At 65.7% G+C, this 17,606-nt stretch carries 16 protein-coding genes and 1 tRNA gene; 7 read left to right on the plus strand and 10 right to left on the minus strand.

The window, feature by feature from the left end:
* Positions 1 to 135: 135 nt before the first annotated feature.
* From BHE75_RS20590 to BHE75_RS20605, 4 genes are all read right to left on the minus strand, one after another.
* Complete coding sequence (locus tag BHE75_RS20590) at positions 136 to 894, minus strand: class I SAM-dependent methyltransferase (protein ID WP_070935156.1); 759 nt, start codon at positions 892 to 894, stop codon at positions 136 to 138.
* Positions 891 to 2,018 (minus strand): peptide chain release factor 2, encoded by a 1,128-nt coding sequence (gene prfB / locus BHE75_RS20595; RefSeq protein ID WP_041864863.1) that lies wholly within the window; start codon positions 2,016 to 2,018, stop codon positions 891 to 893. Before prfB ends, BHE75_RS20590 begins: the two co-directional genes overlap by 4 nt.
* Before the next feature lie 117 nt (positions 2,019 to 2,135).
* Positions 2,136 to 4,634 carry a penicillin-binding protein 1A gene (locus BHE75_RS20600; RefSeq protein ID WP_070935158.1) on the minus strand — a complete coding sequence of 833 codons (2,499 nt, stop codon included), beginning with the start codon at positions 4,632 to 4,634 and terminating at the stop codon, positions 2,136 to 2,138.
* Positions 4,635 to 4,682: 48 nt separating this feature from the next.
* On the minus strand, positions 4,683 to 5,996 hold the full coding sequence (locus tag BHE75_RS20605) for an N-acetylmuramoyl-L-alanine amidase (RefSeq protein WP_015458597.1): 1,314 nt from the start codon (positions 5,994 to 5,996) through the stop codon (positions 4,683 to 4,685).
* A 458-nt stretch (positions 5,997 to 6,454) separates the two neighbouring features.
* On the opposite strand from BHE75_RS20605, the gene BHE75_RS20610 reads away from it, so the two are divergent.
* The 3 genes from BHE75_RS20610 (at position 6,455) to BHE75_RS20620 (ending at position 11,337) form a co-directional block, all read left to right on the plus strand.
* The gene (locus BHE75_RS20610; RefSeq protein WP_191225232.1) at positions 6,455 to 9,094 is read left to right on the plus strand and encodes an Rne/Rng family ribonuclease; all 2,640 of its coding nucleotides are present in this window, start codon (positions 6,455 to 6,457) and stop codon (positions 9,092 to 9,094) included.
* Positions 9,095 to 9,173: 79 nt separating this feature from the next.
* Positions 9,174 to 10,559: a M48 family metalloprotease gene (locus tag BHE75_RS20615; protein ID WP_015458599.1), complete on the plus strand. Its 1,386-nt coding sequence runs from the start codon at positions 9,174 to 9,176 to the stop codon at positions 10,557 to 10,559.
* Between the two features lie 49 nt (positions 10,560 to 10,608).
* On the plus strand, positions 10,609 to 11,337 hold the full coding sequence (locus BHE75_RS20620; protein WP_070935160.1) for a DsbA family protein: 729 nt from the start codon (positions 10,609 to 10,611) through the stop codon (positions 11,335 to 11,337).
* A gap of 25 nt (positions 11,338 to 11,362) precedes the next feature.
* Here BHE75_RS20620 and BHE75_RS20625 read toward each other — a convergent pair whose 3' ends face one another.
* Complete coding sequence (locus BHE75_RS20625) at positions 11,363 to 12,055, minus strand: RlmE family RNA methyltransferase (RefSeq protein ID WP_015458601.1); 693 nt, start codon at positions 12,053 to 12,055, stop codon at positions 11,363 to 11,365.
* A 10-nt stretch (positions 12,056 to 12,065) separates the two neighbouring features.
* A complete protein-coding gene (locus BHE75_RS20630) occupies positions 12,066 to 13,115 on the minus strand; it encodes a Ppx/GppA phosphatase family protein (protein WP_070935162.1) in 1,050 nt (349 codons plus the stop codon).
* A 157-nt stretch (positions 13,116 to 13,272) separates the two neighbouring features.
* On the opposite strand from BHE75_RS20630, the gene BHE75_RS20635 reads away from it, so the two are divergent.
* Positions 13,273 to 13,346, plus strand: a tRNA-Gln gene (locus BHE75_RS20635).
* A 3-nt stretch (positions 13,347 to 13,349) separates the two neighbouring features.
* Here BHE75_RS20635 and BHE75_RS20640 read toward each other — a convergent pair.
* The 4 genes from BHE75_RS20640 to BHE75_RS24260 form a co-directional block, all read right to left on the minus strand.
* On the minus strand, positions 13,350 to 14,432 hold the full coding sequence (locus BHE75_RS20640) for a tyrosine-type recombinase/integrase (protein ID WP_070935165.1): 1,083 nt from the start codon (positions 14,430 to 14,432) through the stop codon (positions 13,350 to 13,352).
* Positions 14,429 to 14,626: a hypothetical protein gene (locus BHE75_RS24255; RefSeq protein WP_139181793.1), complete on the minus strand. Its 198-nt coding sequence runs from the start codon at positions 14,624 to 14,626 to the stop codon at positions 14,429 to 14,431. The genes BHE75_RS20640 and BHE75_RS24255 overlap by 4 nt, the downstream gene beginning before the upstream one ends.
* 5 nt (positions 14,627 to 14,631) lie before the next feature.
* The gene (locus tag BHE75_RS20650) at positions 14,632 to 15,090 is read right to left on the minus strand and encodes a hypothetical protein (protein ID WP_070935169.1); all 459 of its coding nucleotides are present in this window, start codon (positions 15,088 to 15,090) and stop codon (positions 14,632 to 14,634) included.
* 129 nt (positions 15,091 to 15,219) lie between these two features.
* Positions 15,220 to 15,678, minus strand: coding sequence for a hypothetical protein (locus tag BHE75_RS24260; protein ID WP_139181794.1), 459 nt, complete (start codon positions 15,676 to 15,678; stop codon positions 15,220 to 15,222).
* 273 nt (positions 15,679 to 15,951) lie between these two features.
* Here BHE75_RS24260 and BHE75_RS24270 point away from each other — a divergent pair, with 273 nt between their 5' ends.
* The 3 genes from BHE75_RS24270 (at position 15,952) to BHE75_RS20665 (ending at position 17,166) form a co-directional block, all read left to right on the plus strand.
* Positions 15,952 to 16,248, plus strand: coding sequence for a hypothetical protein (locus BHE75_RS24270; protein ID WP_139181796.1), 297 nt, complete (start codon positions 15,952 to 15,954; stop codon positions 16,246 to 16,248).
* A gap of 82 nt (positions 16,249 to 16,330) precedes the next feature.
* Positions 16,331 to 16,666, plus strand: a complete 336-nt coding sequence (locus BHE75_RS20660; RefSeq protein ID WP_070935172.1) for a DUF4258 domain-containing protein — start codon at positions 16,331 to 16,333, stop codon at positions 16,664 to 16,666.
* Positions 16,663 to 17,166 (plus strand): helix-turn-helix domain-containing protein, encoded by a 504-nt coding sequence (locus tag BHE75_RS20665; RefSeq protein ID WP_070935173.1) that lies wholly within the window; start codon positions 16,663 to 16,665, stop codon positions 17,164 to 17,166. The genes BHE75_RS20660 and BHE75_RS20665 overlap by 4 nt, the downstream gene beginning before the upstream one ends.
* The last annotated feature ends 440 nt before the right edge of the window (positions 17,167 to 17,606 follow it).

Raw genomic sequence — 17,606 nt, forward strand, 5'->3', positions numbered from 1 at the left:
CACGGGGCGATTGGAACGAAGTCCGTGGGTTCGCCGCCTCGCTGTTGTCCGATCAAGCTATCGCTGGAAATCCTCGCGGATGTAATCCACCGGCCGATGGGCGGATAATGGAGCCGCGTGCCGGCGGCCGGCCGGTCAGCGGTCGTGCGGGTTCTTCGGCGCGGGGGTGCCGGGGGCGCTGGTGGAAAGGATGCAGGGCTTGATCGCGCTTGGCCGGGGCCGTTCGCCCCTGGCTTCATACATCGCCATATAGCCGCCAGCCGACGGCATGGTCAGCCGGCCGACGCGGGCATAGCCGACGGCCGCCATCTCGCAATCGAGCAGCGCGGGCGGCGTGCCATGTTCGGCGGTGGGTCGATTCGAATCGACCACGACGACGCGGCCGCCGGGGCGGAGCGCGGGGCGCATCCGCCAGAGGAACTCATAGGGCGCGCCGATCTCGTGATACATGTGCACCAGGAAGATCCGGTCGAAGCTCGCCTCCGGCAGCTTGGGATCGGCGGGCTCGCCCAGCTTGACGCTGACATTGTCGATCGCCTCGCGATTGACGCGCTCGGCCAGCCTGTCGCGCACCTCGGGCACGATATCTTCCGCCAGCACGCGGCCGTCCTCGCCGACTCGGGAGGCGAGGCGGATGGTGTAATAGCCCTCGCCCGCGCCGATATCCGCCACCGTCATGCCGCGCACGACGCCGGAGCGCGTCATGACATTAACGGCCTCGCGCAGGCGATCGCGATCATCCTCGTTCGAGTAGCGGTTGGAGACGATCGGCGCCACCGGGCGATGGGCAGCGGGAAAATCGCTGCTCTTCACCTCAGCATCGCTGCCGGGTGCCGCCGGCGTGCAGGCCGCCAGCGCGCCCAGCAGCAATATGGCCGGCGCCCTCAGCCTCACTCGACGTCCTCTACCTCGACCTTCTCGCCGGTCACGCGCTGGGAAAGGGCGGCGGCCATGAACGGATCGAGATCGCCATCGAGCACGTCCGACGGCGAGGTGGAGGTGACGCCGGTGCGCAGATCCTTCACCAGCTGATAGGGCTGGAGCACGTAGGATCGGATCTGGTGGCCCCAGCCGATATCGGTCTTCGCCTCATAGCCGGCGCTCGCCTCCGCCTCGCGGCGCTGCAATTCCTGCTCGTAGAGGCGCGCCTTGAGCTGCTTCATCGCCTCGGCCCGGTTCTTGTGCTGCGAACGCTGGTTCTGGCAGGCGACGATGATGCCGGTGGGGATGTGGGTGATGCGCACCGCCGAATCGGTGGTGTTGACGTGCTGGCCGCCGGCGCCGGACGATCGGTAGGTGTCGATCTTCAGGTCCTTGTCCAGCACCTCGATATCGATGTCGTCATCCACCTCGGGATAGACCCAGACGGAGGCGAAGCTGGTGTGGCGGCGCGCCGCCGAATCATAGGGGCTGATGCGGACGAGGCGGTGGACGCCGCTTTCCGTCTTGGCGTGGCCATAGGCGTTCTCGCCGCGGATCATCAGCGTGGCGGACTTGATGCCCGCCTGCTCGCCCGCATGATAGTCGATCAGCTCCACCTTCATGCCGTGGCGCTCGGCCCAGCGCGCATACATGCGCTGCAGCATCCCGGCCCAATCCTGGCTCTCGGTGCCGCCGGCCCCGGCATTCACCTCGATATAGGCATTGTTGGCATCGGCTTCGCCCGCCAGCAGCGCCTGCACCTTGTCCCGCTCGGCCCGTTCGGCGAGTGCGGCCAGCGTGGCGACGCCTTCGTCGACCATCGCATCGTCGCCCTCGGCCTCGGCCATCTCCATCAGCTCGATCGTGTCGGAAAGCTCCGTCTCGATCGCGCGGGTCGCGGTGATCGCCTCGTCCAGCCGGCGGCGTTCGCGCATCACCTCCTGCGCGGCCTTGGGGTCGTCCCACAGCTTCGGGTCCTCGACGCGGTTGTTCAGCTCATCGAGGCGGCGCAGCGCGCGGTCCCAATCCAGGAACCGGCGCAGCAGCGCGAGCGCATCGTTGATCTGGTCGGCATAGGCTTGCGCTTCGGCGCGCATCGTCAAGGCTCCTGAACATGGTCTGTCGCCCCGGCGCCGGCCGGGGCAATCCCGCGGCGGCGTGGCGGGACAATGCGGTGGCCCGGCCCGCGCCGGGCGGAAGCATCGGCTGGCGGGTTAATAGATGCCGCCCTCTCTTTGCAAGAAATCGCTGTCGCCGCTGCGTTGCGCGGGCCGCGCGGCATCCGCCTGCTTGGCGATCTCCTCGCGCCTTATGGTGCGGCGCGGCTCGCTTTCGGGCTTGAAGGCTTCCCAGATGATCGCCGCCTTGGGATCGGTGCCCGGCCAGCCGGCAAAGACCTTGCGGCCCGACTTGCGATCGATCCGCACCATGCGGATACCCGGCGGCGCGCGGAAGGGCACGACGGGCATGTCCTTCATCGCCACCTGCGCGAACTGCTTGAAGATCGGCGCGGCGACGGTGCCGCCCTGGGCATAGCCGCCCAGCGAGCGCGGCTGATCGTAGCCGAGATAGACGCCGGCGACGAGATCGGCCGATCCGCCCACGAACCATACGTTGGTGGGGCCGGTGGAGGTGCCCGTCTTGCCGAACAGCGGCCGGCCGAGATCGCGCAGGATGGTGGCGGTGCCGCGCTGGACCACGCCTTCCAGGATATGCACGGTCTGATAGGCCGTCATCGCATCCATCACCTGGCGGCCGCGCGGGCGCGGGCGCGGCATCGGGCCGCCGTTCCAGTCCTTGGCGTTGCAGCCCTCGCACGGCCGGGTATCGGCGCGCCATATCGTCTTGCCGTTGCGGTCCTGGATATAGTCGATCAGCGTCGGCTTCAGCTCGCGGCCGTTATTGGCCAGCATCGCATAGGCGTTGGTGAGCTTCAGCACCGTGGTGTCACCGGCGCCGAGCGAGATGGCGAGCACGGCGGGATAATCGCCGATGCCCATCGCCTTGGCGGTCTTCACCACCTTGTCCATGCCGGTCTGGCTGGCGGCGCGCACCGTCATCAGGTTGCGCGACTGCTCGACGCCCCAGCGCATCGTCTGCGGGCCGGCATTGCCGCCGGAGAAGTTGCGGAAGCATTTCTGCCCGAGCCTGGCCGACTGGTAGACGCAGAAGGGACCATCGACGATGATCGAGGCCGGCGTCATGCCATTATCCAGCGCGGCGGCGTAGACGAAGGGCTTGAAGCTCGATCCCGGCTGGCGCTGCGCCTGGGTCGCGCGGTTGAAAGAGGAACCGCGCGCATCGAACCCGCCCTGCATGGCCAGCACGCGGCCATTATGCGGGTCCTCCGCCACGAAGCCGCCGGAAACCGCGGGGATGTTGCGCAGGCCGAAGGCGCCGCCTTCCCGCTTCACCACGATCACGTCGCCCGGCGCCAGGAAATCGAAGGCGCGGCCACCGACGCCGCGCTTCGGCATGGCGGCGGCGGCGGCGTAGAGCGTGCCGGTCGATCCGTCCGCAAGGCCGATCTCGGCGCTGCCGGCGCTCTTCGCCAGCACCACGGCGGCCAGCCAGTCGGCATAGCCCGTGCCGACATTGGCGGCGGCCAGCCGCGCGGGCCAGCCTTCGCCCGGATCGATCTTCTTGACCGGGCCGCTCCAGCCCTTGCCGCGATCGTAGCGGACGAGGCCGTCGCGCAGCGCGGTTTCCGCCGCCCCCTGCACCCTGGGATCGATCGAGGTGCGCACCCAGAGCCCGCCCGAATAGACGCTGTGGGGGCCGTCCTTGGCGGCCTCGCCATAACGCTCGATCAGCTCGCGGCGCACTTCTTCCATGAAATAGCCGCCGATGTCGCGGCGGACCACGGCGGCGCGGTGGATGGTGCCGAGCGGCGCGGCGCTGGCGGCGGCGCGCTGCGCCTCGTCGATCCAGCCATTCGCCTTCATCTGCGCCAGCACATAATCGCGCCGTTCCAGCGCGCGGGCGGCGAAGCGATCGGGGTTATAATTGGCCGGGGCCTTGGGCAGGATGGCCAGATAGGCCATTTCCGGCAGCGACAGCTGATCGACGTCCTTGTCGAAATAAGCGCGCGCGGCGGACTGGACGCCATAGGCGTTCCGCCCGAGGAAGATCTGGTTGAGGTAAAGCTCCAGGATCTGCTGCTTGGTCATCGCATGCTCGATCCGGCGGGCGAGGATCATCTCCTTGATCTTGCGGGTCGGCGAATATTCGTCGCCGATCAGCAGGTTCTTGGCGACCTGCTGGGTGATGGTCGATCCGCCGCGCGCCCGCTCGCCCGATCCGAGCTTGGAGACATAATCGATCACCGCGCCGGCAAGGCCGGTCAGGTCAACGCCGCTGTGCGAGAAGAAGGTCTTGTCCTCCGCCGCCAGGAAGGCGTGGACCAGCATCGGCGGATATTCGTCATAGGCCAGCTCCACCCGCCGCTCACGCGCGAAGCTGTGGACCGGCATGCCGTCGATATCGCGCACATTGGTGGGGAGCGGCGGCTCATAGGCGAGAAGCTGGTCCGCATCGGGCAGGTCGCGCGCGAAGACCAGCCATACCGCCAGCCACAGCACCAGCAGCCCGCCCGCCGCATAGGCCGCCCAGCGGACGATTCGGCGCTGCCACAACGCGCGCAGCGCCGGCCCGAGGCCGTCGCCCGCACGCCTGAGCTTCATGTGCAGATTCTCCGGCGGCGCATCTTCCATCGCCCCGCCATCTAGCAGGTTGAGGCCGCTTTGCCAGCCATCAGGCGATCAGTTGCTCGCCAGCCGCCGTGCGAAGTGGACCTCGATGGCGCGGCGGACCCCCTTGGCGATATCGCGACGATATTTTTCGGAGAAGAGCAGCTTCGCATCCTCCTCGTTGGAGATGTAGCCCGTTTCCAGCAGCACGGAGGGCACGTCCGGCGCCTTGAGCACGATCAGGCCGGCAAAGCGGTGGAACTCGTCCTTGAAGGGGATGTGCGGCGCCATCTCGCGCTGGAGCAGCACCGCGAAATCGGCCGAGATGTTCATCGTCTCGCGCTGGGCGAGGTCGAACAGGATCGAGGAGACGTCCTCATTCTCCCCGCCGAGATTGACGCCGTTCAGCACGTCCGCCCGATTCTCGCGCGCGGCGACGGCGGCGGCCACCCGGTCGGACGCGACCTCGGACAGGGTGTAGATGGTGGCGCCCCGCGCCGCCGGATTGGGGGCGCTGTCGGCATGGACCGAAAGGAACAGGTCCGCCCCCAGCCGGCGCGCTATCTCCCGCCGCTCGCCCAGCACCAGGAAACGATCCGTCTCGCGGGTGAGCGCCACGCGCACCCGGCCGGATTCGACCAGCTCGTCGCGGATGGCGAGCGCGATGGCCAGTGCGGCATCCTTCTCCCGGCGCCCGCCCGGCCCCAGCGAGCCCGGATCATGGCCGCCATGGCCGGCATCGATCACCACCAGCGGGCGATTGCTGCCCTTCGCCCCGATCACGCGGGGAAGCGGCGGCCCATCGCCTTCCGCCGAACGATCCAGCGGCACGCGCACGGCCGACCGATCGGACCGGCGCGGCGCGGATGCCTGGACGGCGACGGGCGGCAGGAAGACGCGCCGGGGCGCATCGATGCTGCGGGCGAAGGCGCGTTCGCTGGCGCCCGCTATCTCCAGCACCAGCGACCGGCCGTCCGCCGCGAACCCGCCGCCCTTCACCAGCGCGGGGCCTTTCAGGTCCAGGACGACGCGCGCGGTGCGCGGATCGAACTGCGCCTGCCGGATCGCGGCGATATAGCCGCCGGCCTCCCCGCCCGACCCGGCATGGGCGGATGCGATGTCGATGGCGATGCGGCGCGGCCCGTCCAGCGTGAAGACCGACGCCTTCTCTACCGGCCCGTCGAAGCGCAGGGTGATGCTGTCCCCCAATATCTCGACGCCCCGGATCGACGCGGCGTCGATCGGGGTCGCGATGAAGATGGCAAGCAGAACCAGGCAGAGGACGCGTGGAATTGCGGAAAAGATCTGCCTGTCCCCCCCTTCGTCCTTCGATCGGCGCAAGCGGCCGAATATTCCGCCGCCAGCCTGCGCGATGCGCGAGATCATGTTTCGAGCCGTCCCGTAGCGCTTTCCGGTTTCGCCTTGAAGCATAGGGGCAAACACTTACTTTACCAAAGTCCCGATATCACGGCCCTGCCGGACAGTTGTGGTTGCCCGCCGTCCGCGCAGATGCTAGCAGCGGAATATCCGCGCGGCTGCCTTTGATCCAACAGGGCAAGGCCCGATCGGAACAGGAGCCGCATTTGCGGCCGCCCATCTAGGTTGACGCTGCATGAGTCTTGATTTCCCGAACCTCAGTCGCCCCTCGAAAGGTGGCGGCGCGTCGGTTCGGGGCCTGTTTCCGGCGCACGGTGCCGGACATGACATTGCGGCAGACGCACAGTTTCTCTTTTTCAACCGGGTGAACTGGCGCGGCATCGCGACGATGCCGGCGCCTGCGCCCCTTACATATCGCGCGCCGCGCCGCAGACTGGCGGATGGCGGACGCGCCCGGAGAATAATGAATGACCATGCGCATGCTGATCGACGCGCGCCACCGGGAGGAAACCCGCGTAGCCGTCGTCAAGGGAAACCGCATCGAGGAATTTGATTTCGAGTCCGCCGAGCGCAAGCAGCTCAAGGGCAATATCTATCTGGCCAAGGTGACGCGCGTCGAGCCGTCGCTGCAGGCGGCCTTCGTCGATTATGGCGGCAACCGCCACGGCTTCCTCGCTTTTTCGGAAATCCACCCCGATTACTACCAGATCCCCAAGGAGGATCGCGAGGCCCTGCTGCGCGAGGAGGCGGAGCACGCCGCCGAGGAAGAAGCGCTGCGCCAGCGCGAGGAGGCCGAGGAGGATCATCATGATGACGAGGATCATCATGACGATCACGATCATGACGACGACGCCAATGGCGAAAGCGAGGATGCGCCCCGCCGCAGGCCGACGAGCGCCGGCGGCGGCGACGAGAATGCCGTGGAGGCGCTGCGCGCCAAGCGCATGAACCTGCGCCGCCGCTACAAGATCCAGGACGTGATCCGCCGTCGCCAGGTGCTGCTGGTGCAGGTGGTGAAGGAGGAACGCGGCAACAAGGGCGCGGCGCTGACCACCTATCTCAGCCTTGCCGGCCGCTATTGCGTGCTGATGCCCAATACCGCCCATGGCGGCGGCATCAGCCGGAAGATTTCGAACGCCGCCGATCGCAAGCGCCTGAAATCGATCATGGCGGAACTCAACCTGCCGAAGACGATGGGCTGCATCGTCCGCACGGCGGGCCTCCAGCGCACCAAGACCGAGATCAAGCGCGATTTCGACTATCTCGCCCGGCTGTGGGACGAGATTCGCGAGAATACGCTGCAGTCCGAGGCACCGGCGCTGATCTACGGCGACAGCGACCTCATCAAGCGGGCGATCCGCGACATCTACAATCGCGACATCGACGAGGTGATCGTCGAGGGCGAGGAAGGCTATCGCCAGGCGCGCAGCTTCATGAAGCTGCTGATGCCGAGCCATACCAAGAAGATCGTGGCCTATAACGATCCGGTGCCGCTGTTCCAGCGCTTCGGGGTCGAGGACCAGCTGGCCGCGATGTATCAGCCGATCGTCCAGCTCAAGTCCGGCGGCTATCTGGTCATCAATCCCACGGAAGCGCTGGTTTCGATCGACATCAACTCGGGCCGTTCGACGCGCGAGCATAATATCGAGCAGACCGCGCTCAGCACCAACCTCGAGGCCGCGCACGAGATCGCGCGCCAGCTTCGCCTGCGCGACATGGCCGGCCTGGTCGTGATCGATTTCATCGACATGGAATCGAACTCGAACAACCGCAAGGTCGAGAAGGCGATGAAGGAGGCGCTGAAGAACGACCGCGCCCGCATCCAGGTGGGCCGCATCTCCAGCTTCGGCCTGTTCGAGATGAGCCGCCAGCGGCTGCGCACCGGCGTGCTCGAGGCCTCGACCCGCCAGTGCCCGCATTGCGAGGGCACCGGGCTCGTCCGCACCGCATCCTCGGCCGGCCTTTCGGCGCTGCGCATGCTGGAGGACGAGGCCGCGCGCGGGCGCGGTTCGCGCCTCGTGCTGCGCGCCAGCCAGGAAGCCGCCTTCTACGTCCTCAACCGCAAGCGCGACGAGATCGGCGAGATCGAGGAACGCTATGGCGTGCTGATCGAGATCCTTTCGGACGGCTCGCTCGAAGGCGCGCGGATGACGGTGGAATCCTCCGGCCCGCCGCCGGCCTATACGCCGCGCCTGCCGCAGCCCGTCGCCATCGAGCCCGAGGATGACGACATCCTCGATCTCGAGGACGAGGAAGAGGAAGAAGCCGCCGAGGAAGCCGAGGCCGAGGCCGCCGGTGGCGAGCAGGAACGGCGCGACAGCGAGGAACGCGGCCGCCGTCGCCGCCGTCGCCGCCGTCGCGGCGGCCGGCGCGAGGAGGGCGAGACCGCCCCGCGCGACGAGCAGACCGAGGGCGAGAACGAGGAAGCCGGCGACGACGAGGACGAGCAGGGCGAAGCCCCCGCCGTCAGCGCCGAGAGCGAGGCCGAGCGCGAGGAACGCGAGGAAGGCCGTCGCCGCCGTGGCCGTCGCGGCCGTCGTGGCGGCCGCCGCCGCAACGGCGACGAGACGGTGACCGACGCCGCGACCGCGGAAGCCGAATCGGCTGAGGCCGAGGAAGCGGAGACCGCCGAGGCGGTGACGGCCGAGGCTCCCGCCGCCGAGGCGGTGGCCGAGGAAGGCCCGGCCAAGCCGCGCGCTCGCCGGCGTCCGCGTGCCCGCAAGGAGGCCGAGGCCGAAATCGTCGTGGCCGAAGCACCCGCCGCGGTGGCCGCTCCCGTCGAAGAAGCCGCCGTGGNGCCGGTCGCGGAGGAAAAGCCCAAGCGCACCCGCCGCAAGGCCGCGCCCAAGGCGGAAACCGCCGAGGCCGTGGCCGACGCGAAGCCGAAGGCGGCGCCCAAGCCCCGGGCCACCAAGGCCAAGGCGGCCGNGCCTGTCGAAACCCCGGCCAATGACGAGGAGGCCCCGGCCAAGCCGCGCCGCCGCACCCGTGCCAAGGCGGCGGATGCGCCTGCCGAGGCGGCCGTCGCGGAAGCCCCAGCCGCGCCCGACGCGGCGGCCGATGCCGCCCCGCGCCGGGGCTGGTGGCAGCGCACGTTCGGCAACTGATCGCCTGACGGCGGCCGGCCATCCATCCGATGGCCGGCCGCTTTCATCCGGAGTTCAGGCGCATGGGGAGACATCCGGCATGATGCATCGCTCCGTCCGTCCCCTTCCCGGCAGGCAGATCGGCCGCTGGCTGATGGCGCTGCTGCTCTCCATGGCGCTGCTGGCACGGCCGGCGATGGCGCAATCCATCCTGCGCGATGCCGAAACCGAATCGCTGCTGAACGATATCGCCCGCCCGATCGTCGTCGCCGCTGGGCTCGAGCCCAACAATGTCCAGATGGTCCTGATCCAGGACAAGGAGATCAACGCCTTCGTCGCGGGCGGCCAGATCGTCTACATCCATTCCGGCCTGATCACCGCGGCGGACAACGCCAACGAGGTGCAGGGCGTGATCGCCCACGAGGTGGGCCACATCACCGGCGGCCATATCGTCCGCTTTTCCGAAGGCGCGCGTGCGGCGACGGGGATCAGCATCCTTTCGCTGCTGCTGGGCGTGGCCGCGATCGCGGCCGGCGGCGGCGAGGCGGGCATGGGCATCCTTTCCGCGGGCCAGCAGGCGGCGATGAGCAACTTCCTCGCCTTCACCCGCACCCAGGAATCGAGCGCGGACGCCGCTGGCGCCAGCTTCATGAAGAAGGCCGGCATATCGGGGAAGGGATCGGTCTCCTTCTTCCAGAAGCTGCGCAAGGAGGAATTCCGCCTCTCCTCCAGCTATGCCGATGTCGATCCCTATGCCCGCACCCACCCGATGTCGGCCGATCGCGCCGCCGTGATGGAGGCGGAGCTGAAGACCGATCCCGCCTGGAACAAGCCGACCGATCCGGCGCTGGAGGCCCGCTTCCAGCGGGTGAAGGCGAAACTCGCCGGCTTCGTCCAGGACCCCAAGGTCACGCTGATCAAATATCCCGAAAGCGACCAGAGTATCCCCGCCTGCTATGCGCGCGCATATGCCTGGCATCGCGCCGCCTATCCGGACAAGGCGGTGGCGGAGGTCGACAAGCTGATCGCCGCCCAGCCGCACGATCCCTATTTTCTCGAGCTCAAGGGCCAGGTCCTGCTCGAATCCGGGCAGCCCAAGGCCGCGATCGCCCCCTTGCGCGAGGCGGTGGAGCGCACGCGCAGCACCCCGCTGATCGCCACCCTGCTGGGCCATGCGCTGATCGCGTCCGAAGACCCCGCCAACCTGGCCGAGGCCCGCACCGTGCTGCGCAACGCGGTGGCGCGGGACAATGAGAATCCCTTCGCCTGGTATCAGCTCGGCATCGTCTACAGCCAGGAAGGCGATATCGCGCGCGCGGCGCTCGCCACGGCGGAACGCTATGCGATGACCGGCCAGCCGCAGCTCGCGCTCGGCAACGCCGAAACCGCGATGCGCGGCATCCCGCAAGGCACGCCCGATTATGTGCGCGCGGAGGATATCGCATTGACATCCCGGCAGGCGATCGCCGATCGCAAGCGACGCTGAACGGAAAGGGGCCGGCACGCCCGTGCAGGAAAACAGGAAAGGATATTGGGTGGCAGGCATCATCGGTGCGCTGGCCGGGGGAGCGGCCGCGCTGGCGCTCACGGCATTGCAATCGGCCCCCTCGGCGGGAACGGTTCCGGCCAGGGATCGCGCGGCGATCGAGGCGATCGTCCATGACTATATCCTCGCCCATCCGGAGATCATCCCGGAGGCGATGGAGAAATTGCAGGGCCGCCAGACCGCGCAGCTGATCGAAGCCAACCGCAAGGCGCTGGAAACGCCCTTCGCGGGCGCCTGGGCCGGCGCGCGCGACGGCGATGTCGTACTGGTCGAATTCTTCGATTATTCCTGCGGCTATTGCCGCCAGAGCGTTGCCGACGTTGATCGGCTGATCAAGGAGGACCCGAAGCTCAAGGTCGTCTTCCGGGAACTGCCGATCCTGGGCGACGCCAGCGACGCGGCGGCGAAGGTCAGCCTGTCCGCCGCGCGGCAGGGCGCCTTCTATCCCTTCCATCTCAAGCTCTACAATAGCGGCCGGCCCACGCCCGCTGCCATCGCCGAGGTGCAGAAGCAGGTCGGCCTCGATCCCGTGCGCGTGGCGGCGGACAGCAAGGCGGCCGCGGTGCAGTCGGAGATCGACGGCAATATCGGCCTTGCCCGCACGCTCCAGCTCAGCGGCACGCCGGCCTTCATCGTCGGCAACCAGTTGCTGCCCGGCGCCGTCGGCTATGACGCGCTGAAGAAGGCGATCGCGGAGGCCCGCACCGCCAGGCACTGAGACGCCGATCCGGCGGCGGCGCGGATCAGCTTTCCGCGCCGCTGTCCGGTTCGGGCTTACGCCCCTTGAAGCCCTGGGCGATCACATACCATTCGGACGAGTCCTTGCGGCTCGCCGGCGGCTTGGCGTGCTTGACGGTGGTGAACAGGCGCTTGAGCTCGGCGACCAGATCATTGTCCGCGCCGCCTGCCAGCACCTTGGCGACATAGGCGCCGCCGGGCCGCAGCACGTCCGCCGCGAAGGCGCAGCCGGTCTCGACCAGCGCCATGGTGCGCAGATGATCGGTCTGGGGATGGCCCACGGTGTTGGCCGCCATGTCGGACAGGACGAGATCGGCCGGCCCGCCCAGCGCTTCGCTCAACAGATCGGGCGCGGCATCATCCATGAAATCCATCTGCAGGATGGTGACGCCGTCGATCGGATCGACCGGCAGCAGATCGATGCCCACGATCGTCGCCTTGGGCGATACCTTGCGCACCACCTGGCTCCACCCGCCAGGCGCGATGCCGAGGTCGACGACGCGGCTCACCCCTTTCAGCAGGTGGAAGCGCTCGTCCAGTTCCAGCAGCTTGTAGGCCGCGCGCGAGCGATAGCCCTCGGCCTTGGCGCGGCGCACATAGGGGTCGTTCAGCTGGCGCTCGAGCCAGCGGGTCGAGGCGGCGCTGCGTCCCCGTGCGGTCTTCACCCTCTGGCGGCCGCCCGATCCGCCGCGGCTCATTGCTTCATACTCATGCGCGCCCGGTCTCACGCGCCATCAGCGAACGCAAGATGCCTTCGCGAATCCCGCGGTCGGCAACCCCCAGCCGCTCCGCCGGCCAGATGTCGATGATCGCCTCCAGGATGGCGCAGCCGGCCACCACCAGATCGGCGCGTTCCGTGCCGATGCAGGGCAGGCCCGCGCGTTCGGCGACGGACATGGACGACAGGCGCGTGCTGATGTCGCGCATCGATTGCGCCGGCACCATCAGCCCGTCCACCGCGCGCCGGTCGTAGCTTGCCAGGCCGAGATGCAGGCTCGCGAGCGTGGTCACCGTGCCGCTGGTGCCGAGCAAGCGGGACGACGCATGGTTCACCCCGGCCAGCCCTTCGGCAAAGGGCGCGAACGCCTCCGCCACCCGCGCGCGCATGCGCCCATAGGCGGCCAGCCGCGCCTCGCGGTCCGCCCAGTCGTGCGGCTCGGTCTCGGTGAGCGAGACGACGCCCCAGGGCGCGGAAAACCATTCGATGATGCGCGGCGTATCCCCGACGGGCTCGATCAGCACCAGTTCGGTGGAGCCGCCGCCGATGTCGAAGATGAGCGCCGGCCCCTCCCCGGGCTCCAGCAGCACATGGCAGCCCAGCACGGCCAGCCGCGCCTCCTGCTCCGCCGAGATGATGTCGAGCGCGATCCCCGTCTCGCGATAGACGCGCTCCACGAACTCGCGCCCGTTGCTCGCCCGGCGGCAGGCCTCGGTCGCCACCGACCGCACCAGCGTCACCTGCCGGCGCTGCAATTTTTCCGCGCAGATCGAAAGCGCGGCGACCGCGCGGTCCATCGCCCGGTCGCTGAGCCGCCCCGTCGCGGCCAGACCTTCGCCCAGACGAACGATTCGCGAAAAGGCATCGACGACGACGAAACCTTCCTCCGCCGGCCGCGCGACAAGTAGACGACAATTATTGGTGCCAAGATCAAGCGCCGCATAAGTGCGGCGGTGGAGCCGCCTCTGGGGCGCGTCGGGGGCCGCGTTGCGCGAAAAGCTTCCGCGTCGCGGCGCCGCCATTCCGGTCTGCTGCGCCATGCAATCACTCTTATCTTTCCGGCCGATCCGATGCCGCCGGGACTTGGGAGGGAGACTATCGGCACATGGAGGTCGCGGCAAGGCCGCCGGCGACAGGGATCGAACGTTGGGGCGTTGACAGGAGGCAGGACGGCTTATATTGCGCGCGCCTGCCTTTTGCCCCGTCGTCTAAAGGTAAGACTACGGACTCTGACTCCGTCAATCGAGGTTCGAATCCTCGCGGGGCATCCAACATCAGGCATTTTCTGCCTCCAATTCAGCCGTTTGCGCGCGTGCCTTGGCTAACTTTCTGTCACGGTTAGCCATAACCTTGGCCATTCCTGCGTCCGCACGCACGCCCCGATCGCTGTCGCCGGCATAGCGCAGATACTCTTTCAGCGTTTTATGGCCGGTGATCGCCATGCCTTCATCAGGGGTGCATCCCGCCTCCCGACAGCGGCGCGCGGCCGACTTGCGAAGCCCGTGCGGTGAGCAATGCGACAAGCCTGCCTGAATGCACGCCCGTTTCATCAAATTGTAGAATCCCTTGGGCGTGAACGGCTCGCCGCGATTGCTTTCCAGCAGGGTCGCCTCGCCCAAGGGGCCCGCGTCCAGCGCCTCTTGCAACGGCTCGACAACTAACACGTCCACCGCGTTGCTGGTTTTGCTCTGGTCCAGCCTGATTCGGCCGCCCTCGATCGTCTCATGGGTCATCAACCGGACGTCCCCGCTCCGCTGGGCGCCGTAGAGCAGCAGGGCGAAGGCAAGGCGCGGCTTGGTGCCCAGGGCGTGTTTCGCCTCGAAAGCGGCCAGCTCGTCCTCACTCCAACGGTGATAGCCGTCGCTAACCGCCCTTGGCGGCTTGGTGTCTTTCACCGGATCGAAGCCCTGGGGAACGATCTTGGCCCGGCGGGCGATGATGAACAACTGGGTCAGCAGCTTACGCAGCCGCGCCGCCGCATGGGGCTTGTGACGCATGGCGTTCATAAGTCTGGCGATCCGCTCCGCATCGAAGCGACGCATCGGATCCTTCCCGAAATTGGCGCGAAAGCGCTCCAGCACGCCGCGATAGACGGTCTGCGTCGCCGGTTTCAGATCGAGGAAAGCATTGTCGCTGTAATAGCGGGAAATCACGTCCGCGACGCTGCCGGCAATGATCCGGCTCGCCCCGATCTGAATTGGCTCGGCTGAAAGGCAAGCGGCATATTCGCGCTCGAAATCCTTCGTGCCGTATGGCGCCTTGAACGAATGCGGAGCATAGCCCTTACGGCGGAATCGCCAGCGTGGCTTCCCATGACGGTCTCGGTAGGGGGTCGCCCAAGGATAGCGTTTCTTCATTGTGCAGCGAACCGATCAAGACGATCATCGAGATCATCGCCGCCGCCATTGGAATTTTCACCGCCGACGAATTTCAGCGTGATAACCCCGCTCGGGGTTATCGCCACGCTGGCGACCTGCGCCCCACCCTGCAACGCTCCGCGAACAGCGCGGGTGACGTCGCTCTGTTTGAAATGGGAGGAGCGCTGGGACATCGGGCCTAAGCCTCGTTTTCCGCCAAGCGAGCGCTCACCCGCGCAAGAATGCCATGAACATTGAGCAGTATGCAGGCATCGGGATCAATCCGATCGCCATCCATCACGCGGATCAGTCGCCAGCCTTCAAGCTCATGGCACACGGCCACGCGACGCTCTTCCCAAAAGCCCATGAGCTTCTCGAAATCCTCGGCATGCGCGAACTGCGGCCCTTGCAACGTCGATAGAATGCGGCGCGCCAGCACATTGGCTTCCTCCACCTTCAATCCGAAATCGACGAGCCGCCGGGTAATCGCCAAGCTCGCGACGTCGGCGAGGGAAAAATCGTGCCAAACACGCGTATCTTCCTGCCCGTAAAGAACGACCTGCCGACGCGCGATCCAGTTTCGCAACGCCTTCGGCGTGGTTTCGATCGCCTTGGCCGCGTCTGAAAACCGCGTCTTCCGATCGGCTAAGGATGACATACAAATTTTCTCCGCTGAGTATTTAATGTCAAATATCTCAGCGGAGAACATTGTCAAGCATCGATAGTCCAGGCGGGCGCCAGATGCCGCTGACTGACCGCGCAAACGGCGCGCTAGTGGCATCGCCACTCAACCCCAAATGATCTCGTCACTTTTTTGAACAGCGCCGACATATCGCGCAAATGGGCGTACGGCCGTGAAGCCTTGACGGTCGAGGTATCGCCAGACGCTACGCAGCGATTCCGCGACGCGCAGTAAAGCGTTTTCTTCCTCCCGGCCGCGCTCCATAGAAGGGGTCTGATATTGGTTGTCCAGGATCATATCTATTTCCTCGAACGCGACCAGCGCGGCAATAGCCGCATGATCGCCGGACATGTACCAACCTCCGAAGGCCGCCCGCGCCTTCCCGCCTTCATAAGCAAACGCGAGGCGTTTATAGATTACGTCAATTTCATGGTTCAGGTCTTCATCAAGCACCTTCCATTCAAGGAAGGTCTGCATGAACGCTTCAGCAAAAGGATCTGATTCGCGCTCGGCGCTCACATCATTGTTTTGGGCGAATTCAGCCCGTAGAGGTTCCACAGCCATAATCGCAGCTCCATTGCGGGGGTGGTCAGAACCGGGGCAAGGTTGCAGCCTTGTCCCGGTTCGCATTTTCTGGCACTAGATATCTGCCATGTCAATTGTCGGTGCCAGAAAAAGGGGGCGAGGTCGGCCGCCCGTTGGAGCGACACCGATCAATCTTCGTTTACCCCCCGACCAGCTCGCCGCACTCGACGCCTGGATCGAAACGCAACCGCATCCTCGGCCATCGCGGCCGGAGGCAATACGTCAGCTCTTAGCGGAGCGGCTGGTGACCCCATGACGAAGGCAGCTTTCGATAAAATCGCCGCGGGGCTTCAAGATGCTATCGCGCGTTCCCAAGGCGACGGCTCGAAAGGGCGAGTAGGCCGAGGCATGACGCGATCAACACCTATCGACGATTTCCACCGCCATGAGGTGCTGCATGGCGCCGCCATGGTGCAGAGCCTGTTTGACGATTTCATCGCTGGGCACGTCTATACGAAATCCCATGCGGAGTTGGCAGCAGCAGCCAAGGAAATATCTCGGGCACTTGCGGACTTCTACCAGGCCGTAGGGTCGAAAATCGACCAATGAGCCTTAACCGGGTCAGACGCCATGGAACCATTTACGTCTTGTTAAGTTGACATCACATACTACCTATCATATTGATAGGTGGATGACGAAGCAAACGAACGCCAATGTGGTGCCTTTCCGCCCGACCTGCTCCGCTCTGGAAAGGGAGATTCGAGCGCTGGCTACCGAGACTGGCAAGGTCTACTTCGGAACCCATAGCCGCGAACGCATGTGCGAACGCGGGATTACGCGCGAGGATGCCATAAGGGTGCTGCGCACCGGGTGCATCGAAGGAGACATTTCAGAGGGTGCCGAACAGGGAGAATGGCGATGCAAGGTTGTCGCACGGGTAAAGGGGAGTCGAGAGATCGGCGTTGTCACGATTGTCGTGATTAACAAAGAGATCTTTGTGAAGACAGTGGAATGGGAAGACTTATGAGCAACACCGAAACCTTTTACCGTTGTGGGGAGGATCTGAAATCCATCCCATACGAGTACAAGGAGTGCGGTCTCTCCGGAATCTTCCTTCAGAACGGATTTAGTCGGAAGGAACGCGACGGGGAAGAATTCATATCAATTATTGATATGGAAGGACTGCACCGTAGCATAGGAGAACATCTGGTAAGCAACCGAAAGGAACTGGCCCCTGCCGAAATTAAATTCTTGCGGAAGACTATGGATCTTACGCAGGCAGAGCTAGGTAGAATGATGGGACAAAGCAGCCAACAGGTTGCGCGATGGGAAAAGGGTGCAAGCGCAATCCCGGGTCCCGCCGACCGGTTACTGCGAATCCTCTTTATTGTCCGGAATATGGATGACGAAGAACTCGAAGAGTTCATCAACCACCTGGAATCCATCGAAGAGCTGGACGAGCGCGCCGACCAAACTGTGACGCTCCACCGGCAACACGATGCGTGGACGGATCGCCTTGCGGCGTAAGGTATCAAAGCTAAAGAAAAAGGAGCGCCAGCCTATCGACTAGCACCCCTTCTCCTCTTCATCTCAGAACCGCGGCCTAGCTCGCGATGCCTCGAATCAGGTTAGCACCGTGTGCTTAGCACACACGATTCCATAGGCAAAGCGTTCGAAGCCGCCTCTCACGAGGCAATTTATTATGTCTATGGTCGCTCCACCTGGAAAACGGTGGGTCTTCCGCCCGTGGATCACGAAAAAGGATGGCTCGCGCATATACGCCAAACAGTTTGGCCTGCGCGCTTTCCCCATTTTGGTCGACGAGTAGAAACCCAACTCCGGTTGCAGCGGATTCATTCCACTGCAACCGGCCAGGTCGACACCGGAGACAATTCAAAGGACACTTTGCAATGTCGAATGCTAAAGGACCTCGACGTACCGTATATCGGGACTCAACTGATGGACAG

It is taken from the genome of Edaphosphingomonas haloaromaticamans (assembly GCF_001853345.1).
Lineage (GTDB): Bacteria > Pseudomonadota > Alphaproteobacteria > Sphingomonadales > Sphingomonadaceae > Sphingomonas_E > Sphingomonas_E fennica.

Bases quoted from the DNA above. Each gene is read 5' to 3' on its own strand.
- BHE75_RS20630 (WP_070935162.1), bottom strand. From the start codon at position 13,115: ATGGCGCAGCAGACCGGAATGGCGGCGCCGCGACGCGGAAGCTTTTCG.
- BHE75_RS24255 (WP_139181793.1), bottom strand. From the start codon at position 14,626: ATGTCCCAGCGCTCCTCCCATTTCAAACAGAGCGACGTCACCCGCGCT.
- prfB (WP_041864863.1), bottom strand. From the start codon at position 2,018: ATGCGCGCCGAAGCGCAAGCCTATGCCGACCAGATCAACGATGCGCTC.
- BHE75_RS20600 (WP_070935158.1), bottom strand. From the start codon at position 4,634: ATGGAAGATGCGCCGCCGGAGAATCTGCACATGAAGCTCAGGCGTGCG.
- BHE75_RS20660 (WP_070935172.1), top strand. From the start codon at position 16,331: ATGACGAAGCAAACGAACGCCAATGTGGTGCCTTTCCGCCCGACCTGC.
- BHE75_RS20615 (WP_015458599.1), top strand. From the start codon at position 9,174: ATGATGCATCGCTCCGTCCGTCCCCTTCCCGGCAGGCAGATCGGCCGC.
- BHE75_RS20640 (WP_070935165.1), bottom strand. From the start codon at position 14,432: ATGAAGAAACGCTATCCTTGGGCGACCCCCTACCGAGACCGTCATGGG.
- BHE75_RS20625 (WP_015458601.1), bottom strand. From the start codon at position 12,055: ATGAGCCGCGGCGGATCGGGCGGCCGCCAGAGGGTGAAGACCGCACGG.
- BHE75_RS24260 (WP_139181794.1), bottom strand. From the start codon at position 15,678: ATGGCTGTGGAACCTCTACGGGCTGAATTCGCCCAAAACAATGATGTG.
- BHE75_RS20650 (WP_070935169.1), bottom strand. From the start codon at position 15,090: ATGTCATCCTTAGCCGATCGGAAGACGCGGTTTTCAGACGCGGCCAAG.
- BHE75_RS20665 (WP_070935173.1), top strand. From the start codon at position 16,663: ATGAGCAACACCGAAACCTTTTACCGTTGTGGGGAGGATCTGAAATCC.
- BHE75_RS20605 (WP_015458597.1), bottom strand. From the start codon at position 5,996: ATGATCTCGCGCATCGCGCAGGCTGGCGGCGGAATATTCGGCCGCTTG.
- BHE75_RS24270 (WP_139181796.1), top strand. From the start codon at position 15,952: ATGACGAAGGCAGCTTTCGATAAAATCGCCGCGGGGCTTCAAGATGCT.